Source organism: Anabaena sp. WA102 (genome assembly GCF_001277295.1).
Lineage (GTDB): Bacteria > Cyanobacteriota > Cyanobacteriia > Cyanobacteriales > Nostocaceae > Dolichospermum > Dolichospermum heterosporum.
In genome coordinates this window covers 1,704,020-1,727,292 of sequence record NZ_CP011456.1, presented here as the reverse complement: position 1 = coordinate 1,727,292, position 23,273 = coordinate 1,704,020, and the positions used below count along the sequence as shown (strand labels likewise).

20 protein-coding genes are annotated in these 23,273 nt (G+C 37.6%); 6 read left to right on the top strand and 14 right to left on the bottom strand.

The genetic code is table 11. The annotated features are described in order from the left end of the window. Positions 1-715: 715 nt before the first annotated feature. From AA650_RS07535 to AA650_RS07500, 8 genes are all read right to left on the bottom strand, one after another. Complete coding sequence (locus tag AA650_RS07535) at positions 716-1,924, bottom strand: type II restriction enzyme (RefSeq protein ID WP_081424169.1); 1,209 nt, start codon at positions 1,922-1,924, stop codon at positions 716-718. Further along, the gene (locus AA650_RS07530; protein WP_027402257.1) at positions 1,917-2,762 is read right to left on the bottom strand and encodes a DNA adenine methylase; all 846 of its coding nucleotides are present in this window, start codon (positions 2,760-2,762) and stop codon (positions 1,917-1,919) included. The genes AA650_RS07535 and AA650_RS07530 overlap by 8 nt, the downstream gene beginning before the upstream one ends. A 130-nt stretch (positions 2,763-2,892) precedes the next feature. Beyond that, the gene (locus AA650_RS07525; protein ID WP_027402256.1) at positions 2,893-3,117 is read right to left on the bottom strand and encodes an alfin; all 225 of its coding nucleotides are present in this window, start codon (positions 3,115-3,117) and stop codon (positions 2,893-2,895) included. 156 nt (positions 3,118-3,273) lie between these two features. Beyond that, positions 3,274-3,426, bottom strand: coding sequence for a hypothetical protein (locus tag AA650_RS07520; RefSeq protein WP_168634853.1), 153 nt, complete (start codon positions 3,424-3,426; stop codon positions 3,274-3,276). Positions 3,427-3,585: 159 nt separating this feature from the next. Further along, the gene (locus AA650_RS07515; protein WP_053541218.1) at positions 3,586-4,278 is read right to left on the bottom strand and encodes a Uma2 family endonuclease; all 693 of its coding nucleotides are present in this window, start codon (positions 4,276-4,278) and stop codon (positions 3,586-3,588) included. Positions 4,279-4,307: 29 nt separating this feature from the next. Beyond that, on the bottom strand, positions 4,308-5,057 hold the full coding sequence (locus AA650_RS07510; RefSeq protein WP_190384176.1) for a cobalt-precorrin-6A reductase: 750 nt from the start codon (positions 5,055-5,057) through the stop codon (positions 4,308-4,310). Between the two features lie 457 nt (positions 5,058-5,514). Continuing rightward, positions 5,515-6,123, bottom strand: a complete 609-nt coding sequence (locus AA650_RS07505; RefSeq protein WP_053541216.1) for a hypothetical protein — start codon at positions 6,121-6,123, stop codon at positions 5,515-5,517. A gap of 53 nt (positions 6,124-6,176) precedes the next feature. After that, positions 6,177-6,677 carry an acyl-CoA thioesterase gene (locus AA650_RS07500; protein ID WP_039199261.1) on the bottom strand — a complete coding sequence of 167 codons (501 nt, stop codon included), beginning with the start codon at positions 6,675-6,677 and terminating at the stop codon, positions 6,177-6,179. A gap of 175 nt (positions 6,678-6,852) precedes the next feature. Here AA650_RS07500 and AA650_RS07495 point away from each other — a divergent pair, with 175 nt between their 5' ends. Then, positions 6,853-8,325, top strand: a complete 1,473-nt coding sequence (locus AA650_RS07495; RefSeq protein WP_053538552.1) for a leucyl aminopeptidase — start codon at positions 6,853-6,855, stop codon at positions 8,323-8,325. An 80-nt stretch (positions 8,326-8,405) separates the two neighbouring features. Here AA650_RS07495 and gntT read toward each other — a convergent pair whose 3' ends face one another. Then, the gene (gene gntT, locus AA650_RS07490) at positions 8,406-9,767 is read right to left on the bottom strand and encodes a guanitoxin biosynthesis MATE family efflux transporter GntT (protein ID WP_053538551.1); all 1,362 of its coding nucleotides are present in this window, start codon (positions 9,765-9,767) and stop codon (positions 8,406-8,408) included. Between the two features lie 316 nt (positions 9,768-10,083). On the opposite strand from gntT, the gene plsX reads away from it, so the two are divergent. The 4 genes from plsX to AA650_RS07470 all read left to right on the top strand — a co-directional run bounded on the left by plsX (position 10,084) and on the right by AA650_RS07470 (position 14,612). After that, positions 10,084-11,109 carry a phosphate acyltransferase PlsX gene (plsX, locus tag AA650_RS07485; protein WP_053538550.1) on the top strand — a complete coding sequence of 342 codons (1,026 nt, stop codon included), beginning with the start codon at positions 10,084-10,086 and terminating at the stop codon, positions 11,107-11,109. Positions 11,110-11,328: 219 nt separating this feature from the next. Continuing rightward, positions 11,329-12,330, top strand: coding sequence for a beta-ketoacyl-ACP synthase III (locus tag AA650_RS07480; RefSeq protein WP_053538549.1), 1,002 nt, complete (start codon positions 11,329-11,331; stop codon positions 12,328-12,330). Positions 12,331-12,470: 140 nt separating this feature from the next. Further along, entirely contained in the window at positions 12,471-13,352 is an 882-nt protein-coding gene (gene fabD, locus AA650_RS07475) for an ACP S-malonyltransferase (RefSeq protein WP_053538548.1), read from the top strand. A 156-nt stretch (positions 13,353-13,508) separates the two neighbouring features. Next, positions 13,509-14,612 (top strand): fatty acid desaturase family protein, encoded by a 1,104-nt coding sequence (locus tag AA650_RS07470; protein ID WP_053538547.1) that lies wholly within the window; start codon positions 13,509-13,511, stop codon positions 14,610-14,612. 57 nt (positions 14,613-14,669) lie between these two features. On the opposite strand, the gene AA650_RS07465 is transcribed toward AA650_RS07470, so the two are convergent. The 5 genes from AA650_RS07465 to AA650_RS07445 form a co-directional block, all read right to left on the bottom strand. Beyond that, positions 14,670-15,233 (bottom strand): hypothetical protein, encoded by a 564-nt coding sequence (locus tag AA650_RS07465; RefSeq protein ID WP_053538546.1) that lies wholly within the window; start codon positions 15,231-15,233, stop codon positions 14,670-14,672. Between the two features lie 98 nt (positions 15,234-15,331). Continuing rightward, positions 15,332-16,954, bottom strand: coding sequence for an energy transducer TonB (locus AA650_RS07460; RefSeq protein WP_053538545.1), 1,623 nt, complete (start codon positions 16,952-16,954; stop codon positions 15,332-15,334). Between the two features lie 206 nt (positions 16,955-17,160). Then, a complete protein-coding gene (gene petJ, locus AA650_RS07455; RefSeq protein ID WP_053538544.1) occupies positions 17,161-17,499 on the bottom strand; it encodes a cytochrome c6 PetJ in 339 nt (112 codons plus the stop codon). A 258-nt stretch (positions 17,500-17,757) separates the two neighbouring features. Beyond that, a complete protein-coding gene (locus tag AA650_RS07450; RefSeq protein WP_053538543.1) occupies positions 17,758-18,243 on the bottom strand; it encodes a GNAT family N-acetyltransferase in 486 nt (161 codons plus the stop codon). 239 nt (positions 18,244-18,482) lie between these two features. After that, the gene (locus tag AA650_RS07445) at positions 18,483-19,652 is read right to left on the bottom strand and encodes an RpoD/SigA family RNA polymerase sigma factor (RefSeq protein WP_053538542.1); all 1,170 of its coding nucleotides are present in this window, start codon (positions 19,650-19,652) and stop codon (positions 18,483-18,485) included. 1,106 nt (positions 19,653-20,758) lie between these two features. On the opposite strand from AA650_RS07445, the gene priA reads away from it, so the two are divergent. After that, entirely contained in the window at positions 20,759-23,227 is a 2,469-nt protein-coding gene (gene priA, locus AA650_RS07440) for a primosomal protein N' (protein ID WP_053538541.1), read from the top strand. Positions 23,228-23,273 lie beyond the last annotated feature (46 nt).

Below are 23,273 nucleotides of genomic sequence, written 5' to 3'. Positions count from 1 at the left end.
CGTGACCTATACAAGTTACCTTTGCACAGTTTATTTAAGCTGTCTTTTGTTTCGGTAGCCTCTGCAAAGGTGGCAAATTATAATATTAGCTATCTACCCAGTGTAGCTATGGGAATTTATTTACAATCTCAATCATCTTCTAATGGTCATCAGGACTATCCTCTACTTAAATCTGATAGCGAAGCGCGATATAGGAATCAATTAGCATCAGAAATCATTAGCGAAACCTTTGCTATTTCTCAGGATTTTCTGAGTTATTAAGAGATGATTGTTAACAGTTGACTGTTAAGGTAATACTGCTCGGTTAAGCCTAAAAAGTAATTATACGGTAGGTTGGGTTGAGGAACGAAACCCAACATTATCAAGGATTTTGTTAGGTTTCGCTGTTAAGGGACTGCCAAGAAATAAAGTTCCCAATTAATGATAATGATCATCATTGGTAATGTCTTTTAATTATCCCTCTTATATATTTAACCGACCTTCCGCACCCTAAACTGTCACACAACGAAAAATGGTCGTTTGGGGATTTGAGATTGGCGATAGCGAAGCGCTGCTGCAAGCAGTTCGCCACCTAAGATTTCGACGATTTTGTATCAAAATTATCATCAAAGGTATTCAAAAATCCGAAATTACCGATTGTGACACTGGGGGGTGCGGAATGTGGGATTTAAACTTTAAGAGGGATAGGCTATTATCTTACACCTCTATATCTAATTTACTCATCAGAAATCATACTTAATATCCATGCTATCCATCGTCTAACTGTGCTAGAAGTTTTATAAAAAACCTGATATTGTAAAATTTTTCTAATAAAATATAATATTTTTATTTTATGCCTTTTTTTTAAATAATCTGTGCTTTCATCACTTAACTTAAAGTTGATTTCTTTAGTATTTATGTCTTTATATTTTTCAACAAATCCAAGATATCTAGCAGCATCAGTATAATAAGTAGTCTGTCGTTGATTAAATTGATAATTTGCTGTAATCTCTTCCTTTGTAAGCTCTTTATTTAACAAAATTGTTAGTAAATCTATAATTCTTGCAAATGTATTTGCTTGTGGAAATGGAATATCTGTTGGTTCAGGGGCTATCGTAATAGATTTAAATACTTCAGATACATCATCATGAGTTATTATTTCGGGTGCTATAACATAATTTTTTTGCTCTACTAACTTTATAGAATTGTAATCTAATAAATTCTCAAATTTGTATATAAAGAAGCTAAATATATTACTAGAATTAGAGTAAGTCATTAAAACTGGAATTACCTCTTTTGTTCTAATTTTATTAGACCATAGTTGATATGGATAATAAAGCTGCCTAATTAAAAAATTATCCACATCATATAATTTAGCTTCCACTAATACAAAATAATTTTCACTCTCAAACCCTGCATCTATTTCACACTGAGAGTTATCAACTTCAATTTGATACTGTTTATTATCTACTTTATCTTTTATAAAAAAATTAAACTTACCTGTAGACATTCGACCATAAACAGTTTGTTTAAAAACTTCTCCATTACTATTAATTAAATCATCTATAATATCTATATTGAAAGCACAACTTAAAGCTGCACTTTCTGAAAAGAGATTACAATAATCTATACTTTCTATACTGGAAGGAAAATCAACAGGAGTAGGTTCTAAACAAGCGTCATAATCAACATTTAAATAAGTATCAAATCTGCCTATTATATATTTATTTCTGGAAATAGGTAATATAGACAGCTTATGTTGTTTAAAGATTTTAGGCAAAGTATGATAATGATCAAACTTTGCCATTAACCTACTTTCTCTGAATTCATTAATACTATTGGACTCTATCTCAAAGTATCCTATTTCATTTATTTTTTCCAAAATAGAGTATTTTTCAAATAGTGCTTCCCAAGCAATATCATTTTTAGTATTTTTATCACTCATAGTTTTTTACTAAAATCTCATCCACTTTACCTCTTTTTTTACCATTACAATTTATCGCTCTTATAGCTGAGATTTTTGTGTGCAGATAATCTTTATAGAGGTCTTCGATAAATTCTGTACAAGCATTACTTAGTAAAATATGACAACCCCTACTGTTTAGATCATCAAATACCTCTTTTAATCTTCTCTGTTCCTGTTTATTGAAACCGTTAACATCGTAGCCAGTAAAAGAAGCAGTTTCGGAAACTGGATCATAAGGAGGATCGAGATATATAAAATCTCCTCGTTTGGCATCTTTAACAGCTTCTTGAAAATCAGAGTTTAATATTCTAACTTGATTTTCATTTAAATATTTATTAACTGCTTTTAAAACAGCTATATCTAAAATATTTGGATTTTTATATTTGCCAAAAGGTACATTAAATTGACCTTGAGAATTAACTCTAAATAACCCATTATAACAAGTTTTATTTAAGAAAATAATCCTGGATGCTCGTTGAACTTCTGTTTTAGACTTGAAATTCTTTTCTCGATCCCAGTCTCTAATATCATAATAATAATATTCATTATTTTTGTGATTTTTTAAATCCTCAATTAGTTCATCTAAAGAATTTTTAATTATTTTGTAACAATTTATCAATTCAGCATTACTGTCATTAATGACAGCTTTTTTAGGTTGCAAACTAAACAAAAGCGCACCACCACCAATAAAAGGCTCGTAGTAGGTTTGAAGATTATAATTTTTAGGCAGGTGATTGGCTAGAATTGTCGGCACAAGCTGTCTTTTTCCTCCTGCCCACTTTACAAAGGGTTTGACTAACGGATTAACTGATACCATTTTATGACCTGTAAATTATTAAGTGACAATAGCTTATTGATACTATTGTACTATATAATTGATATTTTCGTCTAGAATCCAGATTATACTATATTTTTTGGAAAAATCTGGATTTTTGAGAATTATTGGATTATTCCCAGTTTAATTGACATTCATGTTGATCAAATTCCCAATCAATACATACATCAGATATGGAGTCCATCGAATTTATTATATTAAAAACTTGAAGTTTATCTTCTTGTTGATATAAGCTAACAGCATATAAAATAATAGCAGCTAACCAAGCATCAAGTCGTCTAGCAAATTCAAGTGTCCAATCATATCTTTCTTCAACAGTAGGTTGATAATTAATCACAGGAGTAGCTGTTTAGTGTGTTAATTTTGACAGACAAACCAGAAATTTCCTTCATGCAGAAAGTGTGATAGAAAAAAGAATCCCTGAAAGCCTGAAACCTTAAATCCGCAAATATTTCTGACACGGAACTTGCATGAAGTCTTACGGGTAAAGGATTCACAGAATTAACACACTAGTAGCTGTTGATTTATGTGATGGAGGGTAAGGTAGTTGAATCAATCCAGGTAAAACACCTAAAATATGAAATTCAGTTTCATTGTCACTCACATCAATTAATTGCCATTCAGTATTATTTGAGTATAAAGGCATATTAAAAAATAAATAATTTCCTCGTTCGTAAGTGTTACTTGTATTCCATATATCCCAAGATCGTAAAGCTTTTACTAACACTTTCTGCCATCGAATATTATCGGTTGACGCTCACGGAAGCCTCATTAATTTACAATCTGCTATATTCCCAATCACCAATTATCTATTTTGTAAAAATTCCGCGTGTTCAGGTGAATTTAATCCGGCTTGTAAAACTGCTAAAACCTGAGTCATGTCACCTGACAATAATGCTGGCACTGCTAACCATAAACCTGGCATAACTTGACTTTTGATAACACCATTAGCATCGGGTTCAAGAGAGATATATTCACTTTCATGTAATTGAAACCAATTTAGTTTTTTTTCTAAACTTTGCCAAACAATATATTCTTGAATACCGTTGCGACGATAAGCCTTTTTTTTATCATGCAAATCATAAGCTGCACTACTAGCAGCAATTTCGGCAACTAATTCTGGTGAACCTTCAATATAGTCATCTGCTGTAATGCGGGACTTTCCTCCTAAACTTTGATCAATGAATAGAATTCCATCGGGTTGGGGTTCGTTATCTTGATCTAATCTAATTGTGGGTTCAATACCTAACTTGACACCGGGTGTAGCAATTTGATAATTCCCTAACCAAATTACCAGTTTTGCATGGGGTTCTGCATGACGTTGAAAGCGTAAGGGTGATGCCACGTAAACTACTCCTTCGATTAATTCGGCTTTTTTAACATGGAGACTTTCTGTATAACGACGTTCAAATTCGTGGCGTGATAGGCGATCGCCACTTTCTAAAGGTAAAATCAGATTTTGAGGAGTATTGTTAATATCTGGTTTCTTAATCACCATGTTGCGTCCCTCCATTAATTACCTTAATTTTATAAAATATCCAACTTGTCAAACAACCATTTACACGCACTATCCACGTCTGGAACTTGTTCTCCTGGGGGTACAGGTGGACGATTTACCATCACAACCTTAATTCCGAGTTTCCTAGCAGCGATAATTTTGGGATAGGTGGCACTACCACCGCTATTTTTACTAACAATGGTATCTATATTATATTTGAGTAAAATTTCCTGTTCGTTTTCTAAAGTAAAGGGACCGCGATCGCATAAAATTAATCCAGGTGGAATGATAACATCAGTATTTGGTGGATCAATCATCCGCATTAAAAACCAAATTCCCTGTGAATTTGCAAAAGTCGCAATTTCTTGTCTACCAATTGTTAAAAATACTCGTTTAGCTTGATTTGCTAACACAGCAGCAGCAGCGAGATTATTTTCTACTTCTAACCAGCAATCATCTCCTAATTTTTCCCAAGGTGGACGAATTACCATTAATCGCGGAATACCTATTTCCTGTGTCGCTGCGGCGGCATTTTCAGAAATCTGATTAGCGAAAGGATGAGTAGCATCAATTAATATATCAATTTGCATTTCTCGCAAATAACCAACCAATCCTGGGACACCACCAAAACCGCCAATCCGCACATTACCAACAAGATTAGCAGGTTTACGAGTTCGACCGGCTAAAGAAGCGATCGCCTCAATACCAGGAATATTTGCTACCTTAGCAGCCAATTCCACTGCATCACCAATTCCACCGAGAATTAAAACCCGCAACATATCAATTTTGGATTTTGGATTTTAGATTTCTACGAAGTTTGCACTTGAATGAAATACATCCTAGTACAAAACGGCGTAAATAAACCAACCATTCTAAATCCTCTAAAAGCCTATACTGTCTTCATTTTGACTTTTGACTTCCGCTTTGCGGTACTAGTCCCATCCTTGGTTGCGTGGCTATCGTGTACACACAAATTACAGCGATTTTTAATCATATAAGGTACATCTTAGCCCCCTCATCGCTTGCGGGGAGGGGGTTGGGGGTGGGGTTCTTGTACTTCATAACACTACAAAGTGCTGTATGTTTATTCATTTTTAATTAAGTAGGTGAACAGAAAAATTTAAAGGTATGTGAAGAAAAGTAAAATCACTCAAAACTCTCTTCCTGTTCCCTGTTCCCTGTTAAGAGTTCCCTGTTCCCTTGCCCCAACGACAATTTTTAACGCCCACCTACTTACTAATGTCTATTGACACCAGATTCTAGGATTTTAACTTGATTTTGGAGTTTTTCTACAGTTTGCAAATGCGATAACTTTAATGAATAATTCAACCAAATAAAACTACCGGAAAAGATAGTTAAAACTACAACTAAAATACCTGTTAACAATTTCACCTGGAAATGCAGATGTTTTACCTGATTAGCTTGATTTTCTTCTGGAAGTTGAGACATAGAAGCTAAACTGAGATTTTCATTATCTACCATCACCTCTATCTTCGTTTCTTCCACTCTGGCAAATGTCACCTTACTTTCCAGCCATTTAGTAATTAACTCAGGACAATTTTTATTAAACCATTGCCAAGCCAGGATTTTAAATACTGGCTTCGACATTTTAGTCATAAATTTTAGAGTCTTATTGAGAGTTCCAAAATGCAGCTTATGATTTATAAAATTAGTTGAACCAACATCATAAAGACAATCTATGATGGCTTTAATTGTAACTTCTTCCTGATAAATCAAGGTTTTTAATAAAAGTCTAAGTTCATTAATTAGTTGTTCCTCTTTCTCTTTCTCTTTTTCTCGAACCTTTTGTGTTAAATGATCAGATATTTTTACTGATTTAGACATATTAAGACTATGGGTTGCTGGAAAAGTTTTTTTATTATAGTTCCCAGTTTCCATTACCTAATCTTCCGAGAACCGGAAATTTTCGCCAAAGCATCTTGAAACGCGGGTGGTAACTGACGCATAATTTTACCTTTTTCTCGATCCAAAGCTACTAACGTTACCAGAGCAGTAATATATAAATCCTGACCATCAGGAGAAACAAGGGTGTAGTCCCAGTTCATTCGCACTCCCGTTACCTCAGCCATCCGTGTTCTTACTAGGACTGGCATTCCTAATTTCACCGACTGATGATAACGAATTGACAATTCTACAACAGGTAAATCACAACCTAAAGCTACTAAATCAGCAAATTCAATGCCTATAGAGCGTAAGCATTCTACCCGTGCTTCTTCCATCCATGTTAAATAAGTACCATGCCAAACTATACCTGCGTAATCAGTGTGGTGAGGTTGGGCCCGAACTGGATATTCAAACCAATTTTCAAATGCAACATTAGTCACACTGTCAATAGCGCTGGTGGGTGGTAATTGGGGCTGATTGATTTCTTTAGGCATAGGAATAATTTTTACAAGCAACGGATGGCTAAAAAACCGATAAAACTTTGTAAATTGGATATTTGTCAACTATTTTTCATCTTACCAGATTGTCAAGACGTTGCGTGAAACGCCCATGATTCGGAAAATTTGAGCAATACTGGTACATGAAGCAAGATAGACAGAAATTACAAAAATGACGATTCAACTTACAAATACAGGATTATTAGATTGGACTGGTGATACTTTAGCCTTTGGTCTATTTGAAGATGCAGTGGAGTTAACTGGTGATCTGGTCAACTTAAATGATAAATTTGCGGGAATTTTAAAGGAAGTAATTGCCGAGGAAGAGTTTACAGGTAAGGCAAATAGCACCGTTGTCATTCGTTTAGGTGGGACTGGTCCAGTGAAGAAGGTGATTGTGGTTGGTTTAGGGAAACCAGACGCACTAAAATTAGACAGTTTACGCCGTGTAGCCGCGACTATAGCCAAAACCGCCAAAAAGCAAAAAACCAAGACTTTGGGCATCAGTTTACCACTGTGGAATAATGACCCAGCCACCACAGCCCAAGCACTAACTGAGGGCATAGAATTGGCACTTTACCAAGATATTCGCTTTAAATCCGAGCCAGAAGATAAAAATCCCAATATCGAAACCATTGATTTACTTGGTTTAGCTGGACAAGAAGCGGCTATTACCTGCGCTAATCAAATTGTTTCTGGCGTGATTTTGGCGAGACAGTTGGTAGCAGCCCCAGCGAATGCGGTTACATCTATTACTATGGCAGAAACTGCTCAAGCGATCGCTCACGAACACGAGTTAGAACTGGAAATTCTCGAACAGGAAGAATGCGAAAAACTAGGCATGGGGGCATTTTTGGGAGTCGCCCAAGCTTCTGATTTACCACCAAAATTCATTCACCTCATCTATAAACCAGCCGGTACACCTAAGCGGAAACTGGCAATTATCGGAAAAGGTGTAACTTTTGATTCCGGTGGATTGAACATTAAAGGGGCTGGTAGCGGCATTGAAACCATGAAAATGGATATGGGTGGTGCAGCCGCAACTTTAGGTGCAGCCAAAGCCATTGGGCAGTTAAAACCAGATGTAGAAGTTCACTTTATCTCCGCCGTTACTGAAAACATGATTAGCGGTAAGGCTATGCACCCTGGAGACATCTTAACTGCATCAAATGGCAAAACAATCGAAGTTAATAACACCGATGCTGAAGGGCGGTTAACCTTGGCTGATGCCTTGGTTTATGCTGATAAATTGGGTGTAGATGCGATCGTTGATTTAGCTACCCTTACAGGTGCTTGTGTGGTGGCTTTGGGCGAAGATATCGCGGGTTTATTTACACCAGATGACGCGGTAGCTTCCCAACTACAAACCGCCGCTGACAATGCTGGTGAGAAAATTTGGCGGATGCCGATGGAAGATAAATATTTTGACGGGTTAAAATCGGGTATTGCTGACATGAAAAATACCGGACCCCGTTATGGCGGTTCTATTACTGCGGCTTTATTCCTGAAGCAGTTTGTTAAGGATACTCCTTGGGCGCATTTAGATATTGCTGGACCAGTTTGGGCTGATAAGGAACATGGCTACAATGGTGCTGGGGCAACTGGTTTTGGTGTGAGAACACTGGTTAGCTGGGTTTTGAGTTAATTTAATTTCCTCTAATCTGGACAAGACAAGATCCCCGACTTCTTCGAGAAGTCGGGGATCTGAAAAAACAAATGGGAGTCTTATCTGGAAATTAATGGCTGATTTTCTAAACTTTTATCTTTCAATGTTCCAGGTACAGAGATACCTAATAAAACCATATTACTTGTCATGTAAGACAGTAAAGAAGACCACAATAAATGATTATTGTGAAAATATCCAGCAGCAATTAGTAAGGGGATAAAACCCACTACAAAAGATAATAATACCGCATTACGTAAAGTTGCAACTTCCTTTAAACCAATAAAGTAACCTTCTAGCATAAAAGTAATGGCAGTCATTACTAAAATAGGCAGTAACCAAATGGTATATTGATTAATCTCTTGATTCACTTCTGTGTGATTAGTTAATAATCCAAATACCTGATCAGGGAAGAAAATAGATGTCCCGGCAAAACCTAATGCAATCACCACACTCGTAACTAGAGAAACTATTAATAAAGGGATGATCTGTTGAGTATTGCCTTTGCTTTTAAAATTCGCTGTCAGGGTTTGCATTGTTACTCCTACCCCTTGAATTGTAAACTGACTCAAAAGAGCAATTTGGAGTAATAAACCATTTTGCGCTAAAACAGTTGTTCCCATGGTTGCACTTAAATTAGTAAAAATAGAATAGACAGAAATTAATACTAAAAACCGAATCAAAATATTACCTTTTAACGCAAAAGTTTCCTTTAAAGCTACCCAATCAAATAATTCTTGAATGGCTGCTGGTACAGCTTGCCAAGGAATAGTAAAAAACATCCATATTAAACCCACGATTAAAGCTAAATACTGGCTTAATGCTGTTGCTAAACCTGCCCCTACACTTGCCCAACCCCATTTAGAAATCATCAAATAATCTAACAATACATTAGAACCATTACCGACAATTGACATTAATAGCATCACCCAATTCATTTCTCTACCTAAAAACCAACCAAATAAAACAAAATTGAGGAGGACAGCAGGTGCGCCCCAAATTCGCGCATAAAAATAATCAACTCCAGCAGATTCAATATCTGAAGAACCACTCAAAATGAAAAAACCAATTTTTTGTAAAGGATATTGCAATAAAACAATAATTAAACCCACTAGTAAAGCAATTAAACCACTCCGTAAACCAGCTAAAACTACTGCTTTATCATCATTTTTACCAACAGCTTGAGCCGTTATAGCATTGGTGCTAGAACGCATGAACTTTAATACTCGATAAAGATAATCAAAGAGAATAGTTGCTAAAATTACTCCTGCTAAATGTCGAATATCTGTTAAATGCCCTAAAAAAGCAATATCTACCAAACCAGCCAAAGGAACCATCATATTAGCAAGCACGCTGATGCTTGCCAGTCGGTAAAATCTGCCTAAAAAATTGTAGTTACTGGGGACTGTAAATGTAAATCTCATTTTTGTTGTTTGGTCTGCTATAATTTCAGTTTATTATCATCTAGAAAACGCCTTTATAGTAATTAGCAAGGGGTAGTTCATTCACATATTTTCCGGTGAACGGTAAAAGAGCATAAAAAAGCTTTAACCTGATCGTTCTCAGTCCTATTCAAAATACCTATATGCTTAATTAGGTATCGTTATATTTCAATTAATGCAAGCTCCTGAATTCTCTTAGTTGCAGAAAAAATAGATTTTCTTATGCTTTTTTGAGAATTCTGAATTTTTAAGTATTGCAATCTGATAAAATTTGTAAGGTTTCTATAAGCTCTGAGCAATGGGATCGACTGGTGTAAGGATCGCAATTGACGCAATGGGGGGAGATCATGCACCCACTGAGATCGTCGCCGGCGCACTGCGGGCGCGAGAAGAATTGGGTGTAAAAATATTACTGGTTGGAGATCCCCAACAAATCGAGGCTGTAATGCCGCCAAAGACAACTATGGCGGATTTGGAGATTGTTCCTGCCGAGGAAACGATCGCTATGGATGAAGATCCTCTCAACGCAGTTAGACGCAAGCGGAAATCTTCCATCAACATAGCGATGGATTTAGTCAAAAATCAACAGGCAGATGCTGTATTTTCTGCTGGACACTCTGGGGCAGCTATGGCATCAGCTTTGCTGCGATTAGGCAGATTACCGGGAATTGACCGCCCAGCAATTGGCACAGTATTCCCCACCATCAAAGCCGGCAAGCCAGTAATGATCCTGGATGTTGGTGCTAATGTAGACTGTCGCCCTAAATTTTTAGAGCAGTTTGCAGTTATGGGTTCAATTTACAGTCAGTATGTTTTGGGAACCGACAATCCCAAGATAGGTTTATTGAATATTGGCGAAGAAGATACTAAAGGTAACGAAGTAGTTCTTCGCGCCCACCAATTGTTACGGGAAAATACTCAAATTAATTTTACTGGTAATGCTGAAGGGCGTGATGTATTATCTGGTGAATTTGATGTGATTGTTTGCGACGGCTTTGTGGGTAATATTTTATTAAAATTTGCCGAAGCAGTTGGGGGCGTAATTCTACAAATTCTTCGAGAAGAACTACCCCAAGGGATACACGGTCAAATCGGTACAGCGATTTTAAAACCTAATCTGAAGCGCGTTAAACAACGCATGGATCATGCTGAACACGGAGGAGCTTTGCTTCTGGGTGTCAGCGGTATTTGTTTTATTGGTCATGGTAGTTCCCAAGCACCATCTATTTTTAGTGCCATTCGCATGGCTAAAGAAGCCGTAGATAATCAGGTGCTAGAAAGACTCCAATCCCAATATCAAATTCTCCAAAATGAAAGTAGTTAGCTATTATTTCTTCAACGTGGAGATACTACGTTAACAACTATTTGTCATTTGTCATCCAATTTTAGATTGGGGATTTTAGATTCATAAATACTTTTATAAATCTGAAATTCTTGATCTCAAATCTAAAATTGGGATTGTCATTGGTACTCATTATTAATGCTTACAAACAAGACAACTGACAATTTACAAATGACAATTGACAATTGAGGAAAAAAAGAAGTGCAAAATTTTTTTAACGGTGGTATAGCAATTACAGGCAGTGGTTCAGCAGTCCCAGCAACTTGTTTACACAACCAAGAATTAACTCAACTGGTAGAAACATCAGATGAGTGGATTGCCTCAAGAACAGGAATTCGTCAAAGACGGTTAGCATTGCCCCCTGACTCACTGACATCATTAGCCACTGCGGCTAGTCGGCAGGCTATTACTGCCGCCGGGATCACAGCAGCAGACATAGATTTAATTTTATTAGCCACATCCACTCCTGATGACCTGTTTGGAAGTGCTTGCCGTGTTCAAGGTGAATTAGGTGCTACCAAAGCAGTTGCCTTTGACTTAACTGCTGCCTGTTCTGGCTTTGTCTTTGGTTTAGTCACAGCCGCCCAATACCTCAGAACAGGTGTTTATCAAAATGTACTCTTAATTGGGGCTGATATCCTCTCTCGATGGGTAGATTGGCAAGATAGACGCAGTTGTGTGTTATTTGGTGATGGGGCTGGGGCGGTGGTATTACAGGCTAATAAAAGCGATCGCCTATTAGGATTTTGCCTCAAAAGCGACGGTTCTCAAAACAATTGTCTCAACCTAGCCTATAACGCCTCTAGCACAGAATTAGCGCCAGATATTCACGTATCTACAGGCAAATATCATCCTATTACCATGAACGGTAAAGAAGTCTACCGCTTCGCTGTGCAAAAAGTTCCAGAAGTGATAGACAAAGCCCTATTTGCAGCTAATCTCAAAGTTGAAAATATAGATTGGCTAGTATTACATCAAGCAAATCAAAGGATTATCAATTCCGTTGCTGAACGCTTAGAGATTCCCAAACATAAAATTATCAGCAATGTCGCCGACTATGGTAACACCTCCGCTGCATCTATCCCCCTGGCTTTAGATGAAGCAGTGCGAGCCGGGAAAATTAAACCTAATGATATCATTGCCACATCTGGTTTTGGTGCAGGTCTTTCCTGGGGGGCAGCCATTTTTCAATGGGGAAGATAGATAATTCAAAAGTCAAAAGTCAAAAGTCAAAAGTAGAAAATTAATACTAATAATCAATGACAACTGACAACTAACAACTAACAACTAATAACTAACAACTAACAACTAACAACTAACAACTGACCACCGACTAATAACAAATGACTAAAACTGCATGGGTGTTTCCCGGACAAGGTTCTCAAGCATTGGGAATGGGAATAGACTTGTTAACTCTACCATCTGCCAAAGAAAAATTTATTCAAGCTGAGGAAATTTTGGGTTGGTCTGTAATAGATATATGTCAAAGTGATATTGACACCTTATCAAGAACACTTTATACCCAGCCTAGTTTATATGTAATCGAAAGTATTATTGCTGATATTTTGCGGGAAAAAGGACAGCAACCAGACGTAGTTACAGGTCATAGTTTAGGCGAATATATAGCCCTTTATGTCGCTGGTGTCTTTGAATGGTCGGCTGGATTACACTTGGTAAAACGACGGGCAGAATTAATGGATAGTGCTGCTGGGGGAATGATGGCAGCATTAATGAACTTTGACCGAGAAGAATTAGAAAAAGTTATTAGCGCCACACCTGATGTAGTTTTAGCAAATGATAACAGTCCTCTCCAAGTTGTTATTTCTGGAACTCCAGACGCTGTACAGACTGTCATTTCACAAGTTAAAGCTAAACGGGCCATCCCCTTAAAGGTTTCGGGTGCATTTCATTCCCATTTAATGAAAGCAGCCGCAATGGAATTTCAAGAAGTTCTGGATTCAGTGATTTTTCAGTCAGCAAATGTTCCAGTTTCATCTAATGTAGATCCAATTCCAGCAGTGGCAGCGGAAACTTTAAAACAGCGTCTTTCCCAACAAATGACTGGTTCTGTCCGCTGGCGAGAAATTTGTTTGCAATTAGTAGAAGATGGCATTGAGAAAGTTGTAGAAATTGGTCCTGGAAACGTATTAACTGGGTTAGTTAAACGAACTGCACCTAGTTTAATTTTACAAAATATTCGTAATGCTGCTGAGTTACCTGAATAGGTGAAGAAAACACCAAATTGCTGCAAAAGTCTGGAATTGATGAATTTTTCTCTCCTCATTGGTTGCCCTTTGTAAATTTACAACCTTTAGACTTTACGTCGGATGAAATATTTTCGCAAAGTCTTAATCAACCTGCAAACAAAACTAAAAATATTCATGAATACACTTGAACAAAAAGCTTGGATGACGCAAGCAGAGTATGCTAAAAATTTGCGTCCTTTACTGCCGACAGAAGCATTTTTACCTGATATCAATAAACTCTGGATTCTCTTAATTAATCTAGCAATTATGATTTTAGGTTGGGGAATTGCCAATCATCTTGATGACTGGAATTGGTATTTTCTTTGGCTGTATTTACCATTAGCATTAGTGATGGCTAATAGTGTGATTGTTTTGCTTTTTAGTACCCACAATTTCCTTCACAGCCGCACAGTTACGAATCCTTGGTTGAGACAAATAATTAGCTTATTGGGATTCACAATGTTATGGATGCCGCCAACTTTATGGAAAGCAGTACACAATCGAGAACATCATAATAAAACAAATTCTTTGGAAGATCCAGATCGTAATTATTTAGATAATCAACCTAAAAATTGGGGTAAATGGATTCAGAATGCTTTTGTGCCGTCATCTGAGGTAAATCCTATTTTATTGTTTATAGGAATGAGTCATGCTTGGGGCGTCCACACATTTCGGAATTTGACCTCAGTTTTATTATTCAATAATGGTAAGTCTAAGTATCCTGTAGTGGCTTTTACAGTTAGTGGGAAAGAACAACGGGCGATCGCTGTAGAATTACTCATGATTATCGCCATCCATGCCACCATCTTAAGTTACCTGGAGTTCCACCCCATTAAACTACTTCTTAGCTACTTCTTGCCTATTTGGATAGGCTATGCGGGGCTGATATTTTATATCTATACCAATCATATGTTGTGCCGCATGACCAATGTAAATGATCCTCTCATTAATAGTCTCTCTATTCGAGTTCCGAAACTATTTGATGTCTTACATTTAAACTTTTCTTACCATACAGAACATCACATTTTCCCCGGCATAAATTCAGATTATGCGCCAATGGTGCAAGAACTATTACAAACATATTACCCTGAAAGATTTAACTTATTAAATGCGGGAAAAGCCTGGGAATTAATGATGGAAACACCCAGACATTACAAAAATGATCATACTTTCACAGATTGGTCTGGAAATAAATTTGTAAACTGTCCAATCTTAGGGATAAATCTCAGCGATCTATAGTCAAATTTAATCAGCACCTATGGAGAAGTAATGTAGAGACTTTCCCCGTCAACTCGATTACATCTCCATCCAAAGACGTTCTAATTGTCTTTGCCAAGCTGCTAAAACTTGTTCTCGTCCCTGGGCATTTTGGTCAATATCTCCTAATAATCCTTCGGCATAAAAACGGTCTAGATTTTGCATAGTGGCTTCTAAGGATTGTCCCTGTTGTTTGGCGGCTTTAATAATTTCGCGGATACGAGTTTCTACTAAATTATTGAAAACATCATGAACACCAGCTTGATATAATGAAATCAGACGAGCGATCGCATTAGCAAAATCTCCATTAGTCAAAGTGCCACTATTATGTTGAAATACTCCCCAAATTACATCATCATAAACAGCATATCGTGTTTCCTGAGTATCATCAAAATTAGCCTCTAGAAACTGTGTCATAAAGGCTGCGGCTTCTTGTAAAGGCATAATTGGCAATAATATCCGCAACCAGGTATTATCTTCTGAAAGCAGCACCAATAACCGAAAATCAGCAGTTTCTACTTGCCAAGAACCAGGAGCGATAGATTTTACAACTTCAGCACTAAATAACTCTGTTAACGTACCCGCTATGTCTTCCGGTGTCATAATTATTTTTGAACTTTATCATCTAGAGTAACGCTTTTTGGCATAGGACTTACCCAAGTTTCACACTAAAAATCTGTTGTCGGGTGCTAATCTTAGCACTATTGACTTTTAGACTCAGTTGGTGATGTAGTCGCAGGTTCTAGTGGTGCGGGAGATTCTGCTGGTGGTGAATCAGCAGACTTTTGACGACGACGGAGGACTTCTGTTAAGCGTCTCTGACTTTTTTGTATTCTTTCGGTTCTACCTTCGTCCGATTGACTACTCGTGTCAGATTTTACGGGCTGAACTGAACGGCGACGGGCTGGAGATTCTTCTGTTTGCTTGGGTTGTTCAGGTTCAATAGACTGACGGGGTAGTGAAACTGGTTTACTTTTGGAGGGTGCAGATTCTTGTCTCTGTCTAGTTATATTTTCGGATGGAATATCGGTAATAATAACATTCGTTTTTCTGCGATTGCGTTGACGTGATTCTATCGAAGTGGAAGCAGCAGCTTCTTGTTCCGGTTTTTTATTAATGGCTTCTCGCTGTTTTTCTATTTGGCGTTCTTGAAGTTTACGGTGACGCTGTGATCCTTTAATAGCAAAGTTAACCGAGGCTCTTACTCCTTCTCTTCCTGCTTCTGTGGGCGTTAATTTCCACTCTTGAGCAGCTTTTTGAGCAGCTTCATCTAGTTCACTATCACCACTGGAACGGATTAACCGCACTCTCGTAACATTACCTTTATTATCCGTGTCAATAGCAACTTCTGGATTTCCTTCTGCACCTCGCCGTCTGGCTCTCTCTGGATACTTAATTTGACACTGTAGACAATCCGCACGATTCAATTTAGAACTGTTTTCGGTGGGAGGATTGGGCGCGGTAGCTACTGGTGTATTCTCTGGCTTGGCTGTGTTTCCCACACCATTACCAGAACTGTTTCCCACACCATTACCAGAACTGTTTCCTACACCATTACCAGAACTGTTTCCCACCCCATTACCAGAATTGTTTCCCACACCATTACCGGAATCTTTACCTAAAATATTTCTCCAGCGATGATTACCTAAATTATTTAAAATATTTCTATTCTGCGAAACTGGTATAGAGGTTGTAGAGTTGCTGGGGATATTATTAGAACTAATATTAGGTTGAATTTCTGACTTTAATAATGGGATTTCCGTAGGTTTTGTTTCCGCTTGAGGTTCAGTAGACGCTAGGGTATTTGAAGTTTCATCTAATTTTTGGATTGGTTTGGTTTCTGTTGGGATTGTTGCTATTGTCGGTTCAGGAGTTGTATTTTCTATAGAGTTATTTTTTAGAGAATTTGGGATGATTGCACTTTTAGGAGGCGTGAGTATTGGGGATTGTTTACTAATCAGGTTATTAGTGGTTTTTGGTTGAGGCTGTGTGCTTACAGGGGCAACAGAAGACTTGATTTTACTAATGGTTGTTTTTGTTGGTATAGAAACTTCGCCGCCTTCATTTCCACCACCAGAATTTATTTTTGCTAGGGATTTGATCTCTACTGGTGGTTGGATTATTTTCTGAGGGAGAGTTTCCAAAATTGTTACTTCAATTGGTTCATTTGTAACTTCAGGTACTTTGAAGAAAAACTTATTAATAGCTAAAGCTAATAGTCCAGTATGTAATGCTAGTGAGCCAATAAAACTAAAGATCAGGAAAGTCTTTAAGGCTTCAGCCTCTTTTTCGCGCTGTTCTATAGTAATGCCTGATAAACTCATATTTTATGATTAGTTATGGATGATTAGTTATGAATAACATGACAGTTATTATGCTTAATGCAATACAATCTAGGGCGGGGTTTCCCCGCCCCTACAGGCTTTGCGGGTTGCTGACTGGATCTCACAAAGAGTGCATACTGCTATAACTATAGGAATAATAAGCGAAAAGCCCCGCACATTGTTAAACCATCAAGTTAGATGTAACTTTACTTTTTCCAGCCATTATCAGCTTGTTCTAGTACATAAGCAGCTACATTTTCTATTTGATCTACTTTTAATTTATTACCAAAGGCTGGCATTGCACCTTGACCTTTAGTAACTTGAGCAATAATTTTTTCAGCCGAGTACATACCGTACTTTTCTAAAGCCTCTTTCTTCAAGGTTTTAGCTCGATTAACTAAATTTCCGCCCCCAACGTGACACTGAGCGCAATTAGCCTTAAATAATGCAGCGCCACTAGCAGCGTCAGCAGCCAAAGCGGGGCTACTGAAGGCAAAGGTGAAGATGGCTATGCCTATTAATAATACTGAGACGATATTTTTCATGTGGTGTTCTCTCTACGACAATGGCTGAATCCGTGCAAATATCCTCTATAATTTTCATTTGATTTTGTGGGATTAGTCAAAAGACAAGCTGTCAAACTTGGTTCTCAATTATGGGAAATTGGCGATTAATTGATTGATAGCTTGAGGGTTTAGGCTGAAGGTAAATTTATGTGAATTTAAATTTACGATTAGCAAAAAGAAATTAATAATGAAAGATAAAAGGTAAACTGTTTGGATTTTTCCTTGATTTTTTAAACTTCATTTTTGATTTGCTAATTGGGGAATATCCTTTTCAGTTACACGACAAATCCGCCAATCATCTAAAATATCTGCGCCCATGTTCCGGTAAAATGCTTGGGCTGACACATTCCAATCTAAAACGCTCCACTCTAAGCGCCCACAATCCCTTTCTAGGGCTATTTGAGCTACCTTTGCCAAAAGTGCTTTACCAATACCTTGGCGGCGATATTCTGGCAAAACAAAGATATCTTCGAGGTAAAGTCCCGGCTTGGTGAGAAATGTTGAATAATTATGAAAAAATATAGCAAAACCTACAGCTTGACCTTGAGATTCAGCTAAGATTGCGTATACATATTTTGGCGAACCAAATAAATGATCTTTGAGGGCTTCAGCATTACCAATCACAGCATCGGATAGTTTTTCATATTTTGCAAGTCCTTGAATTAATGCAAATAGGGTATGAGAATCACTGGGTTGGGCAAAACGGATAATTAAATTAGTCATTAGTCATTAGTCATTAGTCATTGGTCATTAATTCACAGTTTATACTCAAGAGGTCTAATTTTTTCTAACCACAGGCAACTAACTAAGTAGGTGAACAGAAAAATTTAAAGGTATGTGAAGAAAAGTAAAATCACTCAAAACTCCCTTCCTGTTCCCTGTTGAGAGTTCCCTGTTCCCTTACCCCAACGACAATTTTTAACGCCCACCTACTTAATGACAACTGACTAATGACTAATAACTTAAACCAACCAGCCTTTTAACCGTTTGGCTATGTGGGGGCGACGTAACTTTCGCATGGCTTTACTTTGGATTTGGCGAACTCGTTCACGGGAAAGGTTAAACATATTACCTACCTCTTCTAGGGTGCAGGGTTCGCTGCTGGTGAGTCCATAGCGGAGGGAAATGACATCTTTTTCCCTGGGGGTAAGTACGTCTCCTAGAACTTCCCAAATTTCCTGACGCATCATGTTTTCGTTCATTTTTGCTTCGGGAGACTGGTTATCTTCATCTTCTAGCAAGTCCATTAATTCTGTGTCTTCTTCTTTACCGACACGGTGGTTAAGGGAAAGTGCTTGTCGTCGAAGTTGTTGAAGTTGACGCAGTTGGTGAACCGTAATTTCCAAAGATTCAGCCATTTCGGCTTCCGTTGGGTTACGAGAGAGTTTTTGTTTAAGTTCCCGTTGTGCTTTTTTTAGTTTATTAAGTTTCTCAACAATATGGATTGGTAAGCGAATAGTTCGGGCATCATTAGCGATCGCTCTGGTAATTGCTTGTCTAATCCACCAATAAGCATAAGTAGAAAACTTATATCCTTTATCGGGATCAAATTTTTCAGAAGCGCGGTTTAAACCCATTGCTCCTTCCTGAATCAAATCGAGAAAAGGGACACCACGATTTAAATATCGTTTAGCAATAGATACAACTAACCGGAGATTGGAGCGAATCATTTTTCGCTTGGCGACTCTACCTTGATACAAGCGGCTTTCCAGTTGTTTTTCTGTAATCTCCAACTGCGAAGCCACCTGAACCTTACTAGGGTGCGCTCCTAGTTCCAATTCCAATGCTGCTTGCAATTCTTTGACTTCTTCCAAAAATCTCACTCGTCTGGCTAATTCCACTTCTTCATCAGGTTTGAGTAGTGGATAACGTGCCATTTCCTTAAAAAATGCGCCTACAGCATCATCATTTTCGGTTTTATTATATCCCGAAGGACGGGCTGCGGCCATGTCATCGCCATTGCGTTCTTCTGATTCCAAGTTTTCGACAATTGCAGTATCTTCATATACTACTTGATCTAAACTCTCAATTGTTGGTTCTTCATGATCAGTAATATTCTCTAGTATTTCCATTGTTCCCAATTCAGCAAGATTCATAGTTTCCTTTAGGGATGGTTGCTTTGTTTGGTACATAATTTAATCACAACAGCCTGTTTCAGACTGGGTAGTTTTCCCTTCAGGACAAATACACCCTTTTTCTCTAGCAAAAGACTCCCTTTTTGATCATTCCTTATCTGGAAGGTAAATCAGTATTTGTCCATTATTTTTGGTTATGGCTAGATACAACCCATGATCATTACTGGTTTTAGCACCCACAAAAAACTATCTTTTTTGGAAGATATATCGGCATATTCTTCATTCTTTTCTTAATTAGCAAATATGTCAAACCCCCTGATACTCACTTTAACAAATATCCAAAATGTAGATAAACACTCCTATATATCCATCCTAAATGATCTGTGAAAAAATCTATTGCTTGTTGCCTGTTGTCTGTTTAGCACCTCCATGAATAAGCCAGGAAAGCTATATATTAAATTTTTGTGTATTTTTTGCAAAGTTTCTATGTTTGTCCGGGTTGGAAGATGAGAGTAATTGGATAAATCGCCATGTTGTTACTAGATTTATTTGTTCCTACGAAAATTTACTAAATAATCCAAAATACAAAAATAGAAACTTACAATCCGGATAATATTTATCGTTTAAAAGCATCGCATATTGAAAAAATATTTAATATCTATCAATGGGTGGAAAAGCTCTATGCCTGATTTCGTAGTTCAAAATGAGTTTTAATTAATAACACAATCACGTAAGAAGTTAGAAATAATAATTCAACACTTAATTCACTCATAGTATAGGTATAGTATGGGTATTTAAGAGTTAGAATACTTGTTAGACAAGAATTTGTCTAAAAGGTTTATCTCAGATTTATTCTATATTTTGAATCCTTACTTCATTGCCTATTACTCATAATTACTCATTCTCTGAATGTATTTCTCAAGATAGGGTTGGTAGATTGAGGACACAAGTATGTAAATCAATTTTCAACTATTTATTACTCCGATACTAGAAGATAATTTGTCTGGTAGATTACATAAATTCCAGATTATCAAGTATTATGTGTAATTGAAGTATTGTAAAATACTATTTACATCAGGTAAAACCAAAGGATATAGTTAAGTAAGATTGAATAGAATTAACCAAGTCTGTAAATAAAATATTTGTTTATAAATTGAGAAGTTATGTATAGTATTAGCGTAAATTCATCGGTTATAACCGTATCTGAACCAGGAGGATTATATCAATCTCAAACAAAGTTGTCTCAATGGGTTGAAGTGCTTGTAGATTGTCCAGGATGTTCAGATTTATTTACCTATAAAATACCGGAACAGTTAGAAATCAAACCAGGGGATATTTTAAGTGTTCCTTTTGGTGCAACACAGGTAGGTGCGATCGCTATTCGCTTATTAACTCAACCTAATCTAGATATTCCCTTAGAAAAAATTCGAGAAGTTGAAGATGTGGTTAGTGAAGGGTTTTTTCCTGCTGGCTATTGGATATTACTTAACCGAGTTGCAGCTTATTACTATACACCTCTAATTCAAGTTATTCGCGTCGCATTACCACCAGGATTATTAGGAAGATCACAACGTCGTCTGCGGTTAACTCCCTTGGGTAGAGAAAATCTTTCTATTTACATTAGCCCTACAGCCCAGCAAGTAATCACACTTTTACAAAAAACGCCGACAGCAGACTACAGTTATCACTACATTCAACAAAAAGTTAAAGCTGCATATCGAGGTATTCGGGAATTAATTCGTTTGGGATTAGCAGAAAACTATTTAGAACCGCCACGACTAACCCAACCTAAATTACAAAAAGCTGTCACACTTTTGGATAATCATGATGACGATTTAACAACCCGTCAAAAAGAAATTGTGGAAGTTTTACGCCGACAAGGCGGGGAAATGTGGCAAAGTGAATTATTGCAACTTTGCGCTACTAGCACGTCTACGCTGAAAGCCTTAGTAGATAAAGGCTATATAGTCATTGAAGACAGAGAAATATTACGCCAAGAACAAGGACCAACAGTAGCCGGAGATTGGGCTAAATCCTTAACACCAGCCCAAAATAACGCCCTAGAAACGATTAATTCTTTAACTGGATTTACTCAAGTATTGTTACATGGGGTGACAGGTTCAGGAAAAACAGAAGTATATTTACAAGCCATATCACCTTTACTCGCACAAGGAAAATCCGCCCTTGTTTTAGTTCCCGAAATCGGACTCACCCCCCAACTCACGGACAGATTCCGCGCCAGATTTGGAAACAAAGTCCACGTTTATCACAGCGCCCTTTCCGACGGTGAACGTTACGACACTTGGCGACAAATGCTCACAGGAGAGCCACAAATCATCATTGGGACTCGCAGTGCCATTTTCGCCCCTTTGCCCAATTTAGGCTTAATTATCCTGGACGAAGAACACGATAGCAGCTTTAAACAAGATTCCCCCATTCCTACTTACCACGCCCGCACTGTCGCTCAATGGCGAGCCGAATTAGAACATTGTCCCCTTATTTTAGGTTCAGCAACTCCTTCTTTAGAAAGTTGGGTGAGTAGAAATCATCAATATTTATCGTTACCAGAACGGATTAACTCCCGGCCATTACCACCTGTGGAAATTGTGGATATGCGTCAAGAGTTAAAAGAGGGAAATCGGTCTATTTTTAGTAGAAAGTTGCAAAATGCACTGCAACAATTGGAAGAAAGACAACAACAGGGAATATTATTTATTCACCGACGGGGACATAGTACCTTTGTCTCTTGTCGCAGTTGTGGTTATGTGTTGGAATGTCCCCATTGTGATGTTTCTCTAGCTTATCATCATGTGGAAGCGGGAGCGCCAGAATTATTGCGCTGTCATTATTGTAATTATGGGCGTTTACATCCTCCCCATTGTCCTGAATGTAGTTCCCCTTATTTGAAATTTTTCGGTAGCGGTACTCAACGGGTAGCACAGGAATTAACTAAACAATTTCCCAATTTGAAAATAATTCGCTTTGATAGCGATACAACTACAAAGAAAGGTTCGCACCGTGAACTCCTAACTAGATTTGCTAACGGTGAAGCGCATTTATTAGTGGGAACACAAATGCTAACTAAAGGGTTAGATTTACCCCAAGTTACCCTTGTGGGTGTCGTCGCTGCGGATGGATTATTGCATTTATCTGATTATCGCGCCAATGAACGCACATTTCAAACTCTGACTCAAGTTGCAGGAAGGGCGGGAAGAGGGGATGATCCAGGTAGGGTAATTGTCCAAACCTATACCCCAGAACATCCGATTATTGAAGCGGTACAAAAACATGATTATCAATCTTTTTGTGATGCAGAGTTAGCACAAAGACAAGCTCTGAATTATCCTCCCTATGGGAGATTAATTTTATTGCGGTTAAGTAGTTTAGATCCGATTCAAGTCCAAAATACAGCCCAAATCATTGCTACATTTTTAAACGATAAGGAAGGGTTTGAGATATTAGGACCCGCACCTGCTAGTATTTTACGAGTAGCTAACCGTTATCGCTGGCAAATATTACTCAAGTTTGCTCCTGATGCTTTACCTAATTTACCAGATTGGCCAGAAGTGCGATCGCTCATCCACTCTTCTGTTAGTCTAACAATTGATGTAGATCCCATTAATATCATGTAATCGGGGAAAATATTATCCAAATATTATGGCAGATTTGGGTTATCTA

Coding starts and splice junctions, on each gene's coding strand:
- AA650_RS07515 (WP_053541218.1), bottom strand. CDS start 4,278: ATGGTGATTAAGAAACCAGATATTAACAATACTCCTCAAAATCTGATT.
- gntT (WP_053538551.1), bottom strand. CDS start 9,767: ATGAGATTTACATTTACAGTCCCCAGTAACTACAATTTTTTAGGCAGA.
- AA650_RS07470 (WP_053538547.1), top strand. CDS start 13,509: ATGAATACACTTGAACAAAAAGCTTGGATGACGCAAGCAGAGTATGCT.
- AA650_RS07460 (WP_053538545.1), bottom strand. CDS start 16,954: ATGAGTTTATCAGGCATTACTATAGAACAGCGCGAAAAAGAGGCTGAA.
- AA650_RS07495 (WP_053538552.1), top strand. CDS start 6,853: ATGACGATTCAACTTACAAATACAGGATTATTAGATTGGACTGGTGAT.
- AA650_RS07520 (WP_168634853.1), bottom strand. CDS start 3,426: ATGCCTTTATACTCAAATAATACTGAATGGCAATTAATTGATGTGAGT.
- AA650_RS07505 (WP_053541216.1), bottom strand. CDS start 6,123: ATGTCTAAATCAGTAAAAATATCTGATCATTTAACACAAAAGGTTCGA.
- AA650_RS07450 (WP_053538543.1), bottom strand. CDS start 18,243: ATGACTAATTTAATTATCCGTTTTGCCCAACCCAGTGATTCTCATACC.
- AA650_RS07530 (WP_027402257.1), bottom strand. CDS start 2,762: ATGGTATCAGTTAATCCGTTAGTCAAACCCTTTGTAAAGTGGGCAGGA.
- AA650_RS07465 (WP_053538546.1), bottom strand. CDS start 15,233: ATGACACCGGAAGACATAGCGGGTACGTTAACAGAGTTATTTAGTGCT.
- petJ (WP_053538544.1), bottom strand. CDS start 17,499: ATGAAAAATATCGTCTCAGTATTATTAATAGGCATAGCCATCTTCACC.
- fabD (WP_053538548.1), top strand. CDS start 12,471: ATGACTAAAACTGCATGGGTGTTTCCCGGACAAGGTTCTCAAGCATTG.
- AA650_RS07535 (WP_081424169.1), bottom strand. CDS start 1,924: ATGAGTGATAAAAATACTAAAAATGATATTGCTTGGGAAGCACTATTT.
- plsX (WP_053538550.1), top strand. CDS start 10,084: ATGGGATCGACTGGTGTAAGGATCGCAATTGACGCAATGGGGGGAGAT.
- AA650_RS07500 (WP_039199261.1), bottom strand. CDS start 6,677: ATGCCTAAAGAAATCAATCAGCCCCAATTACCACCCACCAGCGCTATT.
- AA650_RS07445 (WP_053538542.1), bottom strand. CDS start 19,652: ATGTACCAAACAAAGCAACCATCCCTAAAGGAAACTATGAATCTTGCT.
- priA (WP_053538541.1), top strand. CDS start 20,759: ATGTATAGTATTAGCGTAAATTCATCGGTTATAACCGTATCTGAACCA.
- AA650_RS07510 (WP_190384176.1), bottom strand. CDS start 5,057: ATGTTGCGGGTTTTAATTCTCGGTGGAATTGGTGATGCAGTGGAATTG.